At 73.8% G+C, this 15,107-nt stretch carries 14 protein-coding genes; 8 read left to right on the forward strand and 6 right to left on the reverse strand.

The window, feature by feature from the left end; translation table 11 throughout:
• The first annotated feature begins 5 nt into the window (after positions 1-5).
• The 5 genes from HMPREF0063_RS15200 to HMPREF0063_RS15220 are packed head-to-tail and all read left to right on the forward strand — an operon-like array spanning position 6 to position 4,627.
• The gene (locus HMPREF0063_RS15200; protein WP_007079591.1) at positions 6-1,250 is read left to right on the forward strand and encodes an ABC transporter substrate-binding protein; all 1,245 of its coding nucleotides are present in this window, start codon (positions 6-8) and stop codon (positions 1,248-1,250) included.
• A complete protein-coding gene (locus HMPREF0063_RS15205; RefSeq protein WP_007079592.1) occupies positions 1,247-2,134 on the forward strand; it encodes an ABC transporter permease in 888 nt (295 codons plus the stop codon). The genes HMPREF0063_RS15200 and HMPREF0063_RS15205 overlap by 4 nt, the downstream gene beginning before the upstream one ends.
• Entirely contained in the window at positions 2,131-2,916 is a 786-nt protein-coding gene (locus tag HMPREF0063_RS15210) for an ABC transporter permease (RefSeq protein ID WP_007079593.1), read from the forward strand. The genes HMPREF0063_RS15205 and HMPREF0063_RS15210 overlap by 4 nt, the downstream gene beginning before the upstream one ends.
• Positions 2,913-3,959, forward strand: coding sequence for an ABC transporter ATP-binding protein (locus HMPREF0063_RS15215; protein WP_007079594.1), 1,047 nt, complete (start codon positions 2,913-2,915; stop codon positions 3,957-3,959). The genes HMPREF0063_RS15210 and HMPREF0063_RS15215 overlap by 4 nt, the downstream gene beginning before the upstream one ends.
• A complete protein-coding gene (locus HMPREF0063_RS15220) occupies positions 3,956-4,627 on the forward strand; it encodes a TVP38/TMEM64 family protein (RefSeq protein WP_007079595.1) in 672 nt (223 codons plus the stop codon). Before HMPREF0063_RS15215 ends, HMPREF0063_RS15220 begins: the two co-directional genes overlap by 4 nt.
• On the opposite strand, the gene HMPREF0063_RS15225 is transcribed toward HMPREF0063_RS15220, so the two are convergent.
• From HMPREF0063_RS15225 to HMPREF0063_RS15245, 5 genes are all read right to left on the reverse strand, one after another.
• Entirely contained in the window at positions 4,599-5,996 is a 1,398-nt protein-coding gene (locus HMPREF0063_RS15225) for a dihydrolipoyl dehydrogenase family protein (RefSeq protein WP_007079596.1), read from the reverse strand. The genes HMPREF0063_RS15220 and HMPREF0063_RS15225 overlap by 29 nt on opposite strands.
• Positions 5,993-6,274 (reverse strand): anti-sigma factor family protein, encoded by a 282-nt coding sequence (locus HMPREF0063_RS15230; protein ID WP_007079597.1) that lies wholly within the window; start codon positions 6,272-6,274, stop codon positions 5,993-5,995. Before HMPREF0063_RS15230 ends, HMPREF0063_RS15225 begins: the two co-directional genes overlap by 4 nt.
• A complete protein-coding gene (locus tag HMPREF0063_RS15235) occupies positions 6,271-6,831 on the reverse strand; it encodes an RNA polymerase sigma factor (RefSeq protein ID WP_040320339.1) in 561 nt (186 codons plus the stop codon). The genes HMPREF0063_RS15230 and HMPREF0063_RS15235 overlap by 4 nt, the downstream gene beginning before the upstream one ends.
• Before the next feature lie 197 nt (positions 6,832-7,028).
• On the reverse strand, positions 7,029-8,036 hold the full coding sequence (locus HMPREF0063_RS15240) for an alpha/beta hydrolase (protein ID WP_007079599.1): 1,008 nt from the start codon (positions 8,034-8,036) through the stop codon (positions 7,029-7,031).
• A gap of 33 nt (positions 8,037-8,069) precedes the next feature.
• Positions 8,070-9,380: a glutaminase gene (locus tag HMPREF0063_RS15245; protein ID WP_040320340.1), complete on the reverse strand. Its 1,311-nt coding sequence runs from the start codon at positions 9,378-9,380 to the stop codon at positions 8,070-8,072.
• Between the two features lie 9 nt (positions 9,381-9,389).
• Between HMPREF0063_RS15245 and HMPREF0063_RS15250 the strand changes: the two genes are divergently transcribed.
• From HMPREF0063_RS15250 to HMPREF0063_RS15260, 3 genes are all read left to right on the forward strand, one after another.
• Positions 9,390-10,676, forward strand: a complete 1,287-nt coding sequence (locus HMPREF0063_RS15250; protein WP_083788951.1) for a PucR family transcriptional regulator — start codon at positions 9,390-9,392, stop codon at positions 10,674-10,676.
• 152 nt (positions 10,677-10,828) lie between these two features.
• Positions 10,829-12,583 (forward strand): DUF3556 domain-containing protein, encoded by a 1,755-nt coding sequence (locus HMPREF0063_RS15255; RefSeq protein WP_007079602.1) that lies wholly within the window; start codon positions 10,829-10,831, stop codon positions 12,581-12,583.
• Positions 12,580-14,010 (forward strand): phytoene desaturase family protein, encoded by a 1,431-nt coding sequence (locus tag HMPREF0063_RS15260; RefSeq protein WP_007079603.1) that lies wholly within the window; start codon positions 12,580-12,582, stop codon positions 14,008-14,010. Before HMPREF0063_RS15255 ends, HMPREF0063_RS15260 begins: the two co-directional genes overlap by 4 nt.
• A gap of 126 nt (positions 14,011-14,136) precedes the next feature.
• Here the strand turns inward: HMPREF0063_RS15260 and HMPREF0063_RS15265 are convergent, their stop codons facing one another.
• Positions 14,137-15,033 (reverse strand): alpha/beta hydrolase, encoded by an 897-nt coding sequence (locus HMPREF0063_RS15265; protein ID WP_040320341.1) that lies wholly within the window; start codon positions 15,031-15,033, stop codon positions 14,137-14,139.
• Between the last annotated feature and the right edge of the window lie 74 nt (positions 15,034-15,107).

Consider the following 15,107-nt stretch of genomic DNA (forward strand, 5'->3'; position numbering starts at 1 on the left):
GCTCCATGAACCGTCGCCGACCGCCCCGCCGCACCCGTCTGGTCGCCCTCGCCGCCGCCACCGCACTGGGCCTGTCGGCCTGCGGGTCCGCCGACGAGCCAGCCGACCCGGTCGACGCCGCCGACTGGGACGCCGTGCTCGCCGAGGCCGACGGCCAGAGCGTCAACTGGCACATGTTCGGCGGTGACGACGTGCTGAACACGTTCGTCGCCGACGAGGTCGCCCCGCGTCTGGCCGAGCTCGGCGTCACGCTCAACCAGGTCCGCATCGCCGACACGGCCGACGCGGTCGCACGGGTCCTGGGCGAGCAGCAGGCCGGGCGGACGTCCGGCGGCGCGGTGGACGCCATCTGGATCAACGGCGAGAACTTCGCGACCGGTGTGCAGGCCGACCTGTGGTCGTGCGGATGGGCCGGGGACCTGCCCAACGCGCAGTTCGTCGACGCCGGCGACCCGGCGATCACGACCGACTTCGGTGTCCCGGTCGACGGGTGCGAGTCGCCGTGGCAGCAGGCCAGCTCGGCGCTGGTCTACGACGCCGACGACCTCGGGCCGGCGGACGTGGAGTCGGTCGACTCCCTGCTGGCCTGGGTCGAGGCCAACCCTGGGCGGTTCGCCTACCCGGCCCCGCCGGACTTCACCGGCTCCATGGTGGTCCGCACCCTCCTCTACGGGCAGATCGGCGGGCCGGACGACCTCGCGGGCGCGTTCGACGAGGACGCCTACGCCGCGGCGACCGACGACTTCTGGGACCGGTTGAACGACCTCGAGCCGAGCCTCTGGCGCGGCGGCGACTCCTATCCCAACCGCCAGGAGGACGTGGAGAACCTCTTCGCCTCGGGGGAGATCAGTGCGTACTTCACCTACGGGCCCGGTGCGGTGGGCGCCCGCGTCGCCGACGGCATCTTCCCGGCCTCGACCCGGCAGGCCGCCCCAGTGCCCGGCAACATCGGGAACGTCAGCTTCGTGACGATCCCGGCCAACGCCGCCAACCGGGCCGCCGCCCTGGTCCTGGCCGACGTCCTGCTCGACCCCGAGGTCCAGCTGGCGCTGTACCGGGCGAACGGCACGTACCCGGCCATCGACCTCGACCGGCTGCCCGCGGACCTGAGGGCGGAGTTCGACGCGGTGGAGACGGGCCGGTCGACGCTCGACCTCGACGAGCTGACCGCCGGCCTGCTGCCCGAGCTCGCCGCGGGGTACCTCACCCGCATCGAGTCCGACTGGACCGCCCTGGTGCAGCAGCAGTGAGCCTGACGGGCACCTCGACCGGGGCGACGGTGGTGCGGCGGGGACTCCTGCTGCTGCCGGCCGTTGCCGTGGTCGGGGTGTTCGTGGTCGGCGGGCTCGCGACCGCGACGCTGCAGAGCCTCGGCCGGCAGCCGCTGGTCGGGGACCCGACCTGGAGCCTGGACGCGTACCGGGCGGTCGCTGCCGATCCTGCGGTCCGCGCCTCGCTGCCGCTGACGCTCCGGATCAGCCTGTTGGCGACGGCCCTCTCGCTGGTCCTGGGGGTGGCGCTGGCGCTCGGGGTCCGCCGTCTCGCGGCCGGGCGGCGGCGGTTCACGGTCCTGCTGCAGTCGATCCTCGCCGTGCCGCACCTGGTCGGGGCGTTGTGCATCGCCCTGCTGCTCGCCCCGAGCGGTCTGGTGTCCCGCGCGGCAGCGGCCCTGGGCCTGGTCGACGAACCGGCAGCCTTCCCGCTGCTGGTGCAGGACGGGTTCGGCTGGGGCATCGTCGCCGAGTACGTGTGGCGTGAGACCCCGTTCGTCGCTCTCGTCGCGCTGGCGGCCCTCACCCCGCGGGTGCACGACCTCGAGGTCGCCGCCCGCACGCTGGGAGCCGGCCGGTGGCAGCGGCTGCGACGGGTGACCCTGCCCCTGCTGGTCCGTCCGGTCGCCGCGGCCGGCGTGCTGCTGGTGGCCTTCACGCTCGGGTCGTACGAGGTGCCGGTGCTGCTCGGCCAGTCGTTCCCGGCGCCGCTGTCGGTGGTGACCTACCGGTCGTTCACCGACACCGACCTGTCGGCGCGTCCGGAGGCGATGGCCTCGGCCGTGGTGCTGACCGTGCTGACCGCGGCCACCGCGGTCGCCGTGGTGGTGCTGCTGCGGTCCGTGGCGAGGGTGCGGCGATGAGGCGGCTCGTGCTGGGTGCGGCGGTCCTCGGCCTGCTCGTCCCGCTCGTCCCGCTCGCCCTGTGGGCCGGGGGGTCGTCCTGGCCCTACCCGGACCTGCTGCCCACCGGGCCGAGCAGCCGCGGCATCGCGATCGCCCTCCGCGGCGAGACCCTCGCGGCCCTGCTCACCTCGGTCACGGTGTCCACGGCCGTCGCGACCCTGTCGTGCGGCATCGGCTTCGGCGCAGGTCGGGTCCTCGGCCTGCACCGGTTCCCCGGGCGGCGCCTGCTGATCGGCCTGCTCGTGCTGCCCGTGCTGGTGCCGGGCCTGGCCGTCGTGCTCGGGCTCCAGGTGTTCGTGATCCGCTCCGGCCTCGCCGACTCGTGGCTCGGCGTCGTGCTCGTGCAGCTGGTCCTGACCGTCCCGTACGCGGTGGCCCTCCTGGCGGCGTCGTTCGCCGGGTTCGACCCCGGTCTGGAGCGTCAGGCGCGCACCCTCGGCGCCGGACCGTGGCGCACCGCCGTGCACGTCACGGTCCCCGCGCTGGCCCCCGCGGTGGCGGCGACGTTCGTGCTGACCTTCCTCATCTCGTGGGGTGACTACCTGCTGACGCTGCTGGTGGGCGGCGGGCAGGTGACGACGCTGACCCTGCTGCTGTTCTCGGCGATCGGCACGTCCGACACCACCGCCTCGGCGGCCCTCGGGCTGGTGGTGGCGATCCCGCCGGTGCTGCTCCTGCTCGGGCTGGTGCTCCTGGCCCGTCGGTCCCGTTTCGCCCGCCCGGCGATGATGCAGCCATGACGGCGTCCCTGGTCACGCACGACCTGACGAAGCACTTCGGTGCCACGGTCGCGGTGGACGGCGTCGACCTGCAGGTCGACGGCGGGGTCACGGCGCTGGTCGGGCCGTCCGGGTGCGGCAAGAGCACGACGCTGCACCTCGTGGCAGGCGTCGAGCAGCCCGACCAGGGACGGATCCTCGCGGACGGCGTCGACCTGACCGGCCGTCCGGCCGAGCGGCGCCCCGTGACCCTGGTGTCGCAGAAGGCGCTGCTGTTCCCTCACCTGGACGTGGGACAGAACGTCGGCTTCGGCCTGCGCATGCGCCGCGTCCCGCGCGCCGACGCGGCCCGCCGGGTCGAGGAGGCGCTCGAACAGGTGGGGCTGTCCGGGTTCGCGGGCCGTGCGCCCCGGGCCCTGTCCGGCGGTCAGGAGCAGCGCGTCGCCCTGGCCCGTGCCCTGGTGGTGAGGCCGTCGATCCTGCTCCTGGACGAGCCGTTCTCGGCGCTCGACCCCGGCCTGCGGGCCGAGATGCGGGACCTCGTCCGCGCCCTGCTGCGCGACTCCGGTGTCACGACCCTGTTCGTCACCCACGACCTGGACGAGGCCGTCGACGTGGCCGACCACCTCGTGGTGATGCTCGACGGACGGGTCGCAGCCCGGGGGACGCCCGAGACGGTGTTCACCGACCCGCGGCGGCTGGACGTCGCCCGGTTCCTGGGCGCCGGCAACGAGCTGCTCGGTCGGGCCGTCGACGGTGTCGTCGAGGTCGCCGGTCACCGGCTCGACCCGGCCGTGGTGGGCTCGCCGGCGACCGACGGTCCCGTGGTCGTCACCGTCCACCCCGGTGCGTTGCGGACCGCCCCACCGGGGTCGCGGGGCCTGCCCGTCCGGGTGGAGGGGGTGCGGTTCGCCGCCACGCACCTGCGGATCGATGCCCGGACCGACGACGGCCAGGTCCTGGTCGTCGACGCGCCGCTCGGCACGCACGTGCCCGTCGGTGACCGCGTCGAGCTGACCATCGACCCCGGTCGCGCCCGGGCCTACCCGAGGAGCGAGGGATGACGCGGCGCGGCGTCGTGCTGCGGGTCGTCGTGCTCGTCGCGGTCGTGGCCTCGCTGGTGGTGCTCGAGACGCAGGTCGGGTTCCCGTCCGAGGACGAGGTGCGCGGCTGGTTCGACGACCGCGGGTGGGTCGCCGTGCCGGCCTTCGTGGGGTTCTACGCGGTCGCGACGCTCCTGCCTCTGCCGAAGGCTGTCTGCACGATCGTCGGCGGGGCGGTGCTGGGCTTCTGGACGGGGCTCGCGGCGGTGCTGGTCGGGGCGACGGTCGGCTCCACCCTGGCGTTCCTGGGTGCGCGGTGGCTGGGGCGCGACTCGGTCAGGGGGCTGTCGGCCGAGCGCGTGCGGCGCGTCGACGAGCAGATCGGACGCCGGGGCTTCTCCGCGGTGCTGGCGGCCCGCCTGCTCCCCGTCATCCCCTTCACCAGCCTGAACTACGTGCTGGGCCTGACCTCGATCCGGCTGGCCCCGTACGTGCTCGCCACCGCGGTCGGCATCGTCCCCGGCACCGCGGTCTACGTCGCGGTCGGCGCCTTCGGGTTCGAGCCCGGTTCGTGGCCCTTCGCCATCGCGATCGCCGGTCTGGTGGTGCTCACCGTGATCGGGGTGACCCACCAGCGGCGGGTGCGCTCCCGGGACCCGCTCAGGACCACCGGCGACGAAGTCGCCTGACCCACCCGATCACGCGCTGCACCCGGGCCGACGCCAGTTGGTCCTGCAGGTCCTCCAGGGCGGCCTTCCAGACGCCGTCGCCGTGGGTCGGGTACGGATGCATCGAGGCGGCGATGTCGCGCGCCCTCAGTCCGTGGCGGGCCGCGAGCAGCACCTCGGCGAGCGACTCCCCGGCCCGGGGACCGACGACGGTGGCTCCCACCACCCGGCCGCGACGGTCGAGCACGAGCCGGCTGAAGCCGGCCGTCGTCCCGTCGGTGACGGCGCGGTCCACCTCGTGGTGGTCGATCGTCCGGCTGCGGAGGCCGGGTCGGAGCGTGCCGCCCTCGCCGAAGGCCGCGACCTCCGGAGAGGTGTAGGTGACGCGAGGCACCACGGTCGTCTCGGCCGCGCGGCGCAGGCCCAGGACGGCGTTGGTGGCAGCCGTGCTGCCGTGGACGCCGGCCACGTGGGTCAGTGCGGGGTGGCCGGACACGTCACCGGCGGCCCAGACCCGGCGGTTGGTGGTGCGGAGGCGGTCGTCCACCTGCACATGGCCGTGCTCGGTCGTGGCGACACCGGCGGCCTCCAGGCCCAGCCCCGCGGTGCCGGGCCGCCGGCCCACCGCCATCAGCACGGCGTCCACGGGGACCTCCCGGCCGTCCGACAGCAGCGCCCGGCCGTCGGTGACCCGCTCGAGCGAGGTGGACGTCAGCACCCGGACGCCGTCGGCCCGCAACGTCGCGGTGATGATCTCGGCGGCGTCGGCGTCCTCGCGGGGCAGGATCCGCTCGCCCGCCTCGACGATCGTCACGTCGGCGCCGAGGCGCCGCATCGCCTGGCCCAGCTCGCACCCGATCGGACCGCCGCCGACGACGAGGAGCCGGTCGGGTCGGGTGGTGAGGTCCCACACGGTGTCGGAGGTCAGGACGGTGACGGAGTCGAGGCCGTCGATCGGCGGGACCACGGGGCTCGACCCCGTGGCGACGACGGCCCGCACGAACCCGACCGTCGTGCCGTCGAGGTCCAGCGAGCCTGGACCGGTGAACCGGGCGGTGCCGTGCCAGACCCGCACGCCGTGCGCGCGCAGGTCGGCGGGGGAGTCGACCGGCTCGATGGTCTCGACCGCCCGGTGCACGTGGGCCATCGCGGCGGCGAAGTCCGCGCCCTCGTGCGCCTGGGCCAGCAGGGACTTGCTGGGCACGCAGCCGGTCCACAGGCAGTCGCCGCCGGTGCGGTGCCGTTCGACCAGCAGCACGTCGGCACCGAACCGGGCCGCGGTCTTCGCCGCGACGATCCCGGCGGTGCCGCCGCCGACCACCACGAGGTCCCACCGCCCGGACGGCGGGGGCGTCAGGTCGTCGGAGGCCCAGTCGATCGGGGTGGTCACGAGGTCGTCCCCTCGTCGGCGATGCGGCGGGCCGAGGACACCAGCCGGTCGACGCTGTCCGGGTCCGGAGCGGCGCGGTGGCCGAGCCGTCGCAGGGCGAGCCGGATGCCGCGCAGGTCGTCTAGCGCCGCCGTGCACCGCCGGCACACGGCGAGGTGGGCCTCCAGCCGGTCGATCTCGGCCGGATCGAGCGGCGCCGAGGGGTCGGCGTCGAGGTACCGCTGGATCCGGCGCGCGGACCAGTGGCACGTGACCATGTGGCGCAGCGAGGTGATCACGAGGGCCTCCGTCGGGGGGAGAGATGGGGGAGCTGGTCGCGCAGGCGCCGTCTGGCGCGGCTGAGCCGGGACATGACGGTGCCCACGGGGACGCCGAGTGCCTCCGCGGCCTCGGCGTAGCTGAGCTGGTGCAGGTCGACCATCACGACCACGTCGCGGAACCTTGCGTCGAGCCCCGCCAGGGCGCGGGCCAGGTCGGCGTCGACGGTGCCGTCCGCGATCTCGTCCGCCGGGTCGGCGGCGGTCGCCGCCCCGAAGGCCGGCCGGTGGTGCACCAGGTCGCCGTGCGGGTCGCCGGGCACCGGCCGGCGCCGGCGGTGGGTGTTCAGGTGGGCCCGACGCAGGATGGTGAGCAGCCAGGCCCGGGGGTGGGCGCCGTCGAACCGTTCGATGCTGCGGTAGGCCCGGATCAGCGTCTCCTGCACGAGGTCCTCGGCGTCGGCGCGGTTCGCGGTGAGTCCCGTCGCCACCCGCAGCATCACCGGGATCTCGGGCTCGACGTACCGCGTGAAGGCGCGGCCGCGCTCTGCGTCGGTGGCCGCTGATCCGTCCTGCACGGGTCCAGCATGCGTCACCGGTGCTCCTCGACCGGCTCGACCAGCACCGATCCGGGGTGGAAGGCGACGTGGCCCTCGAGGGCGACGACCCGTCCGTGGAAGGTCGCTCGGTACCGCACGTGGCCTCCTCCGGTGGGGTTCGTTGATCAGGGAACCCGGTGCGGCGACCTGTCATTCCCGACCGGCTCGACATCCGGTCACGGGCGCACGGTGACGCCCAGACCGGCCGCGAGGGCCTGCAGCATCTCCTCGCGGAACGCCCGCATCGACGGCACCGGCAGGGAGTCGGCGCCGTGGTACATGCCGGGCACCACGCGCAGCTCGCACGGCACGCCGGCCGCGCGCAGCCGCTCGGCGTAGTCGACGTCCTCGGCGTGGAACAGGTCGAGCGCTCCCACACCGATCCAGGCCGGCGGCAGACCCCGCAGGTCGTCGCGGCGGGCTGCTGCGGCGTACGGCCGCGGCTCCTGTGCCCGCGGCGGACGGCCCAGGTAGGCCGTCCAGGCGAACCGGTTCGATCGCGGCGACCAGGCCACGCGGCCGGTGCCGCCGTGGTCGGAGCGCAGTACCGTGCGGTCGTCGAGCATCGGGTAGACCAGCAGCTGGAAGGCGACCGGCAGGTCCTCGTCGAGGGCGCGTTGGGCGAGTGCCGCGGCCAGGCCTCCGCCCGCGCTGGGTCCCCCGACGGCGATGCGCGCCGGGTCGACGCCGAGCTCGCCGGCGCGGCTGTGCAGCCACTGCAGGGCGGTGTCGGTGTCGTCGAGACCGGCGGGGAAGGGATCCTCCGGGGCCAGCCGGTAGTCCACCGAGACCACCACGATGCCCAGGCGTCGGGCGATCCAGCTGCACATGTCGTTGGAGGTGCCGGCCGTCCCGATGATGAAGCCGCCGCCGTGGATCCACAGCAGGGCCGGGCCGGGCTCGGTGCGGCTCGGCGGGCGGTAGACCGCCACCTGGGTCGGTGCTGCCCCGACGGCCTCCGCGGTGCGGAGTTCCACGGTCACCTCGGGGTCGACCTCCGACGCCGCCCCGTAGAGGCGGCGGGCGACCTGCAGGGTGGCCGGGTTGTCGATCGGCATCGGCAGGAACAACGAACGGGTGCGCAGCTCGGGCGCGACCGCCTGCAGGCTCGCGAACCGGCGCGAGACCGCCAGGCCGGCGGCACCGAGGCCGAGCTTGGCCAGGGTCGTGGCCTTCAGCATCATGGAACCTCCGAGGGGCGGGCCGGGTGCCCCAGCCTAGGAGTCGGGACGCGTCCGGGTGTGGCCTGGGTCACTCGGCGCGTCGTCGGCCAGCCGGTCGACCACCTCCGGGCGCACGCCGTCGCCGGCGTCGGGATCGGGCAGGGTGCGCTCGGGGTCGACCAGCGTGATCGGATGACCGTCCAGCGACAGGCGCCGGATGCCCTCCAGCACCATGCGGCGCCCGACGTCATCGACGTGCGACACCCGGCTCAGGTCCAGCACGACCAGCGTGTCGCCCGGCTCGATCGTGGCCAGCTCGCGCAGGACCCGCTCGGCGCCGGCGAACGTGATCGCGCCCTGCAGGACCGCCCGGGCCGTGCCGTCGCCGTCGCCGGCGACCAGGTCCCCGGTGCCCCTCAGCACCGACGGGCCGGTCGCGGGCAGGCTCATGAGGTGCAGCCCCATGTCGCGCGACAGTCGTTCGCAGATGCGCACCCCGCGGCTGCTGTTGCCGAAACCGTCGAGCCGTGGCGAGAACGTGGCCAGACCCACCTGGCCCGGTAGGGCGCCCATGATGCCGCCGGCCACGCCGCTCTTGGCCGGGATGCCGACCGACGACAGCCAGTCGCCGGCCGCGTCGTACATGCCGCAGGTGGCCATCACGGCCAGCACCTGGCGGCACACCCACGGCTCGAGGACGCGGACGCCGGTGGCCGGGTTGAGGCCTCCGTTCGCCAGGGTCGCGGCCATCGCCGACAGGTCGCGCACGTCCACGACCACCGAGCACTGCCGGGTGTACTCCTGCACCAGGACCGCGGGGTCCTCGGAGATGATGCCGCGGCTGCTGACCATGTAGGCCAGCGCCAGGTTGCGGTCGGCATGGGCCCGCTCGGACGCGAAGACCCGCTCGTCGACCTCCAGCTCGCGGCCGGCGAACGCCGAGAGGCCGGAGCGGACCCGCTCGAACCGCTCCTCGACGGTGCACCCCGGGGTGCCGACGAGCGAGTGGGTCGTGATCGCACCGATGTTGATCATCGGGTTGCGGGGCCGGCCGCTGTGGTCCTCCAACGAGATCTCGTTGAACGGGTCGCCGGACGGCTCGGTGCCGACCGCCTCCAGCACGGCGTCGAGACCGCGGTCGGCGAGCGCCAGGGCGTAGACGAAGGGCTTGGAGATCGACTGCACCGTGAACCGCTCGTCGGCGTCACCGGCCGCGTAGGTCTCGCCGTCCAGGGTCGTGAGGGCGACGGCGAGCCGATCGGGGTCGGCCGACGCCAGCTCGGGGATGTAGTCGGCCAGCTCGCCGTCGTCCTCGGCGCACGCGCCGAGGACCTCCTCCAGGTAGTCCGGCACGGGTGTCTTCACCGGCCCAGCATGTCCGGTGCCACCTGGGGACATACTGACCGGGTGGAGGTGTCGGAGGCGTCCGTGCAGGTGGCCGAGGTGGCCCGCCGGCTCAGACCCCTGCGCGAGCCGTTCATCCGGGACCTGTTCGACCTGACCCTGGTCGAGATCGCCGAGCTGGACCACGACGAGCGGCTGCGGGGGCTGCTCGAGGCGAGCATCACCGAGAACATCGTGACGGCGCTGAACTACCTGGAGCGCGGACCGGAGCCCGGTGACCTGGATGCGCCCACGGCCGCGCTGGCCTACGCGCGGATCCTCGCGCAGCGTGGGGTGCCCCTGTCGGCGTTGATCCGGGCCTACCGGCTGGGGCACACCCGTTTCCTCGACGCTGCCCTCGCGGTGCTGCCGGACGCCGTGACCGGCGAACCGATGGCCGTCGTGCCGCACCTGGTCCGGCAGTCGGCCGACTACCTGGACCTGGTCTGCGACCGGGTGGGCCGTGCGTGGGAGGCCGAACGTGAGCGCTGGACCGCCAGCGGGTTCGGCGTCCGACGGCAGTGGGTCGACCAGGTGCTCGCCGACCGGCAGGTCGACCTGGACCGCGCCGCGGAGGCCCTGGGGCTGCGGTTCGACGCGCTGCACCTGGCGGTCGAGCTCTGGCCGACCGACGACGTCGCCGACGGCGACGTCGACCGGGTGGTGCAGGCCTCCTGCGACGTGGTGGCCCGCCACCTGGGCGTCCGGCGCGACCCCCTGGTGGTCCGCACCGACGACCGCGAGGTCGCCGCCTGGTTCGAGGTGGCCGACGGCGTCCACGTCGATCCGCGGGCGCTGGCGACCGAGCTCGTCGCGGCGGGATCACCGGTGCAGGTGGCGTGCGGACGACCCGAGCACGGCGTCGAGGGGTTCCGCCGCAGCCACCGCCAGGCGCGGCGGGTCAAGCTGGTGCGCGCGGCGTCGGGCCGCTCCGAGCCGGCGGTCACCACCTACGCCGAGGTCGCCGCCGTCACGGTCCTGGCCGAGGACCTCGACGCCACCCGGGCGCTGGTGCTGCGGGCGTTGGGTTCGTTGGCCGAGGACTCGGACCGGGCGCAGATGCTGCGCGGGACGCTGCGGGAGTTCGTGCTGCGGCACGGCAGCTTCGCGGCGACCGCTGCGGCGACCAACCTGCATCGCAACTCCGTGCAGTACCGGGTGCAGCAGGCCAAGGACCTGTGCGCGCTCGACCCCACCGACCCGGCGACGGCGTTCGACGTGCTCGTGGCGCTGGAAGCCGCCCGATGGCTGGGCCGGGCCGTGCTCACCCGGCCGTGATCGTGCTGCGAGACCGTCCGGCGACGTGAACCAGGCTGCCGGTTCGTGCGGTCCGCACGAGTGAAGACCCGGAGTTCAGGCCGCGGTTCCGTGGCGCAGGTCACATCGGAGCCGTAGGGTCGGGTCACCCCCGAGCCGAGAGCGAGACCGTCATGGGCTTCGTCGCACCCGACCTGCCGGACCTGGACCACGACGAGTGGAGCCGCCGGCCCTACAGCGAACGGCTCAAGCCGTTGGCGCAGCACTGGGTCGAGCACGGTTTCGGCACGCCCTCGGCGATCTACCTGGTCTACGTGCTGAAGATCGGGCTGTACGTCGCCGGTGCGGCCTGGTTCATCTCGATGACGCCGGGCCTGGGCGGCCTGGGCGACATCGACGTGTGGTGGGACCAGCCGATCGTCTACCAGAAGCTGGTCGTGTGGACCCTGTTGTTCGAGGTCGCCGGCTTCGGCTGCGGCTGGGGGCCGCTGACCAGCCGGTTCGTCCCGCCGATGGGCGCCTTCCTCTACTGGCTGCGCCCCGGCACGATCCGGCTCGCCCCGTGGCCCGACAAGGTGCCCGGGACCGGCGGCACCACCCGGACCTGGTTCGACGTCGCGCTCTACGCCGGGGTGCTGGGCACGGCGGTGTGGTTGCTGGCGCAGCCCGGTGACGGCGTGGCGGTGACCGCCGGTGACACCGTCGGGCTGCTCGACCCCGTCGCGGCCCTGCCGCTGATCGCGACCCTGGGCCTGCTCGGCCTGCGCGACAAGACGATCTTCCTGGCCGCCCGCGGCGAGCAGTACTGGGTCACCCTGTTCGTGTTCTTCCTGCCGTTCGTCGACATGATCATCGCCTTCAAGCTCGTGATGCTGGCCCTCTGGTGGGGCGCGGCCACCTCCAAGCTCAACCACCACTTCCCCCACGTGGTGGCGGTCATGATGAGCAACAGCCCGCTGATCCGCTCCCGCTGGGTCAAGCGCAAGATGTACCGGAACGCTCCGGACGACCTGCAGCCCTCGGCGATCCCGCGGACCATGGCACACGTCGGCACGGCCGTGGAGTACCTCGTGCCGGCCTACCTGGTGTTCCTCGGCGACGGCGGCACGCTCACCTGGGCGGCGCTGATCTTCATGGTGGTGTTCCACCTGCACATCCTCTCCACGGTCCCGATGGGCGTGCCGTTGGAGTGGAACGTGTTCTTCATCTTCAGCCTGTTCTACCTCTTCGGCACCTACGGCGAGACCCAGATCTGGGACATGACCACCCCGGCCACCCTGCTGGTGCTGATCCCCCTGGTCGGCCTCCCGCTGCTCGGCAACGTGCGACCCGAGAAGGTCTCGTTCCTGCCGGCCATGCGCTACTACGCCGGCAACTGGGCCACCAGCGCCTGGTACTTCAAGGGCGACGCCGAGCAGAGGATGGACGCGGCCCTGACCACCACCAGCCCGCTCCCGGTCGACCAGCTGCGGATGCTGTACCCCGACGAGACGGTCCAGCTGTTCCTCGCCAAGGTGATGGCCTGGCGGTCGCTGCACAGCCACGGTCGCGCCCACGCCGGGCTGACCCGCCGCATCATCGGTGATGGCGACGGCTGGACGGTGCGCGACGGCGAGATCGTCGCCGGCTACGCGCTGGGCTGGAACTTCGGCGAGGGCCACCTGCACAACGGCCAGCTGCTCGCCGCGGTGCAGGAGCGCTGCGACTTCGAGCCCGGCGAGCTCGTCGTCATGGTGCTGGAGTCCCAGCCGATCCAGACCCAGACGCAGCAGTACCGTGTGTACGACGCGAACCTGGGACTGCTCGAGGAGGGCTACGTGCGCGTGAGCGACATGCTGAGCCGTCAGCCGTGGCCCGAGGCCGGCGACGTCTTCCCGGTGCACGACGTGCGCACGTTCGGTCCGTCGGTGCCGTCGGGTCAGGGGTGACGACCGCCGTCGTCGTCGGCAGCGGGCCCAACGGGCTCGCCGCCGCGGTGACGCTGGCCCGCGCCGGCCTGGAGGTCCGCGTGGTCGAGGGGGCCGACACGCTCGGGGGTGGCATCCGCTCGGCCGAGCTGACCCTTCCCGGTCTCGTGCACGACGAGTGCTCGGGCTTCCACCCGTTCGCGACGGCGTCCGGCTTCTCCCGGTCGTTCGACCTCGAGGCCGAGGGGCTGCGGTGGTTGCAGCCCGAGGTGCAGTACGCGCACCCGCTCGACGGCGGACGCGGCGCCGCCGCCTGGCGGTCGGTCGACGCCACGGCCGAGGCGCTCGGCGGCCGTGACGGCCGCACCTGGAGTCGGGTGTTCGGGCCGTTGGAGCAACGCTTCGACACGATCGGGACCGAGTTCCTGCAGCCGGTGCTGCACGTGCCGGACCACCCGGTGCACCTGGCCCGCTTCGGGCTGCGGGCCGCGGCGCCCGCCTCGTTCACCGCGCGTCGCTGGAAGCAGCCGGAGGCACGGGCGCTCTTCGCCGGCACGGCCGCCCACGCGTTCCGGCCGTTCGGTTCGCCCGTCTCCTCCGCGATCGGGGTGGCCCTCGCGACGGCTGCGCACCGCTACGGCTGGCCGGTCGCGCAGGGCGGGTCCGGGGCGATCGCCGACGCACTGATCGCGATCGGTCGGCGCCTGGGGGTCGGTTTCGACACCGGCGTCATGGTGGGGTCGTTGGCCGAGCTCGGATCGCCCGACGTGGTGCTGCTCGACACCTCACCGGCCGCGGCGGCCGACATCGTGGGAGACCGGATGCCCCGCCGCATCGCCCGGGCCCTGCGCGGCTACCGCCACGGGCCCGGATCGTTCAAGGTCGACTTCGCGGTCGAGGGCGGGGTGCCGTGGACCCATGAGCCGACCCGTCGCGCCGGCACCGTCCACCTGGGCGGCGACCTCGCCGAGGTCGCCGGGGTCGAGCGTGAGGTCGCCCGCGGCCGGATGCCCGAGCGGCCGTTCGTCCTGGTCGGGCAGCAGTACGTCGCCGATCCGTCGCGGTCGGCCGGCGGCGTCGACCCGCTCTACGCCTACGCCCACGTGCCGGCCGGCTTCACCGGCGACGCCACCGAGGCGATCACGGCACAGATCGAACGGTTCGCGCCGGGGTTCCGCGACCGGATCAGGGCCGTGGCCGTGCGCAGCACCACCGAGCTGGCCCGATCGAATCCCAACTACGTCGGCGGCGACATCGTCTCGGGCGCCAACGACATGTGGCAGCTGGTGTTCCGCCCGCGGGTCACCCTGACCCCCTACGACACGGGGGTCGACGGGGTGTACCTCTGCTCCGCCGCGACCCCTCCGGGCGCCGGCGCCCACGGGATGTCCGGCTTCCTCGCCGCGAACCGGGCCCTCCGCAAGCTCGGCCACGACCCGTCCACCTGACCCACCCCCACCCCAGGTTCCGCGAGTGGCGCAGTTCGGCGCTTCTGAGACGGCGTGTCGGGCCGTTCTGCGCCACTCGAGACCCGTTCTGCGCCACTCGGCACCGACACGAATCGGCGTGAGGGGTCAGAGGGTGCGGAGGAACTCCACCTGCGCGGCGACCGAGGTCTCGAACGGCTCCCCGACGTAGATGTCGAAGTGCCCGACGTCGAGCCGCTCGATCGTCACCGGGCCGCGCGCCAGCCGGCCTACCCGCTCGACCGCGGACGGCGGGGCGATGGAGTCCTGGCTCGCCAGGACCAGCATCAGCGGCATGTGCAGGCGCTTGGCGTGCGTGACCGGCCGGTTGGTCATGATCGGCAGCACGCAGCGACCGGGCATCTCGTTGCGGAACGTCGGCCCCATGATGGTGCGGTAGCCGGACTCGCCGTCGGCCGAGGTGATCGCGGCGACGGACCCGGGCGGACCGACGATCGGCATGAGTCGCGGCGGCCGGCGCAGCAGGTGGCCGACCGCGTCCCGCAGGGCGTGGGCCGAGAGCTTCAGCAGGTGCAGGAGCCCGGCGTAGGACACGATCTGCAGCACGGCGCCGAGACCGTCCATCGCCGCGCCCTGCGAGACGACGCCGGCGATCCGCGGGTCGCCCCCGGCCACCGCCACGACGTGGCCGCCGGAGTACGAGCTGCCCCAGAGCACGATGCGGTCGGGGTCGACCCCCTCGAGGGTCCGGGCGTGCGCGACGGCTGCGACGTAGTCCTCACGGTGACGACGATGGTCGACGACCTGACGCTCGAAGCCCTCGGAGGTGCCGAACCCCCGGTAGTCGAACATCAGCACGTCGGCGCCCGCGGCGGCGAACCGCTCCGCGAACGGCTCGAGGCCGGCGTCCTTGGTGGCACCGAAGCCGTGGGCCATCACCACGCAGGGCCGTCCGCCGGTGGAGGTGAGGGCGTCGCCCTCGCCGGACCAGTGCCACGCGGCGAGTCGGGTGCCGTGGCTGAGGAAGCTGACGTCGGTGCGCATCTGCCGAGTCTGGCCGCCCCGGCGCCGGCCGTCCACCCGAACCGCTCGGCGCGCTCCGAGCCCGCCGGCGTCCG

Source organism: Aeromicrobium marinum DSM 15272 (assembly GCF_000160775.2).
In the GTDB taxonomy this organism is placed as follows: domain Bacteria; phylum Actinomycetota; class Actinomycetes; order Propionibacteriales; family Nocardioidaceae; genus Aeromicrobium; species Aeromicrobium marinum.

What these genes read in the sequence shown, in the direction of transcription:
- HMPREF0063_RS15200 (WP_007079591.1), top strand. Translation starts at nt 6, where the DNA reads ATGAACCGTCGCCGACCGCCCCGCCGCACCCGTCTGGTCGCCCTCGCC.
- HMPREF0063_RS15210 (WP_007079593.1), top strand. Translation starts at nt 2,131, where the DNA reads ATGAGGCGGCTCGTGCTGGGTGCGGCGGTCCTCGGCCTGCTCGTCCCG.
- HMPREF0063_RS15215 (WP_007079594.1), top strand. Translation starts at nt 2,913, where the DNA reads ATGACGGCGTCCCTGGTCACGCACGACCTGACGAAGCACTTCGGTGCC.
- HMPREF0063_RS15220 (WP_007079595.1), top strand. Translation starts at nt 3,956, where the DNA reads ATGACGCGGCGCGGCGTCGTGCTGCGGGTCGTCGTGCTCGTCGCGGTC.
- HMPREF0063_RS15240 (WP_007079599.1), bottom strand. Translation starts at nt 8,036, where the DNA reads ATGATGCTGAAGGCCACGACCCTGGCCAAGCTCGGCCTCGGTGCCGCC.
- HMPREF0063_RS15250 (WP_083788951.1), top strand. Translation starts at nt 9,390, where the DNA reads ATGTCCGGTGCCACCTGGGGACATACTGACCGGGTGGAGGTGTCGGAG.
- HMPREF0063_RS15255 (WP_007079602.1), top strand. Translation starts at nt 10,829, where the DNA reads ATGGGCTTCGTCGCACCCGACCTGCCGGACCTGGACCACGACGAGTGG.
- HMPREF0063_RS15265 (WP_040320341.1), bottom strand. Translation starts at nt 15,033, where the DNA reads ATGCGCACCGACGTCAGCTTCCTCAGCCACGGCACCCGACTCGCCGCG.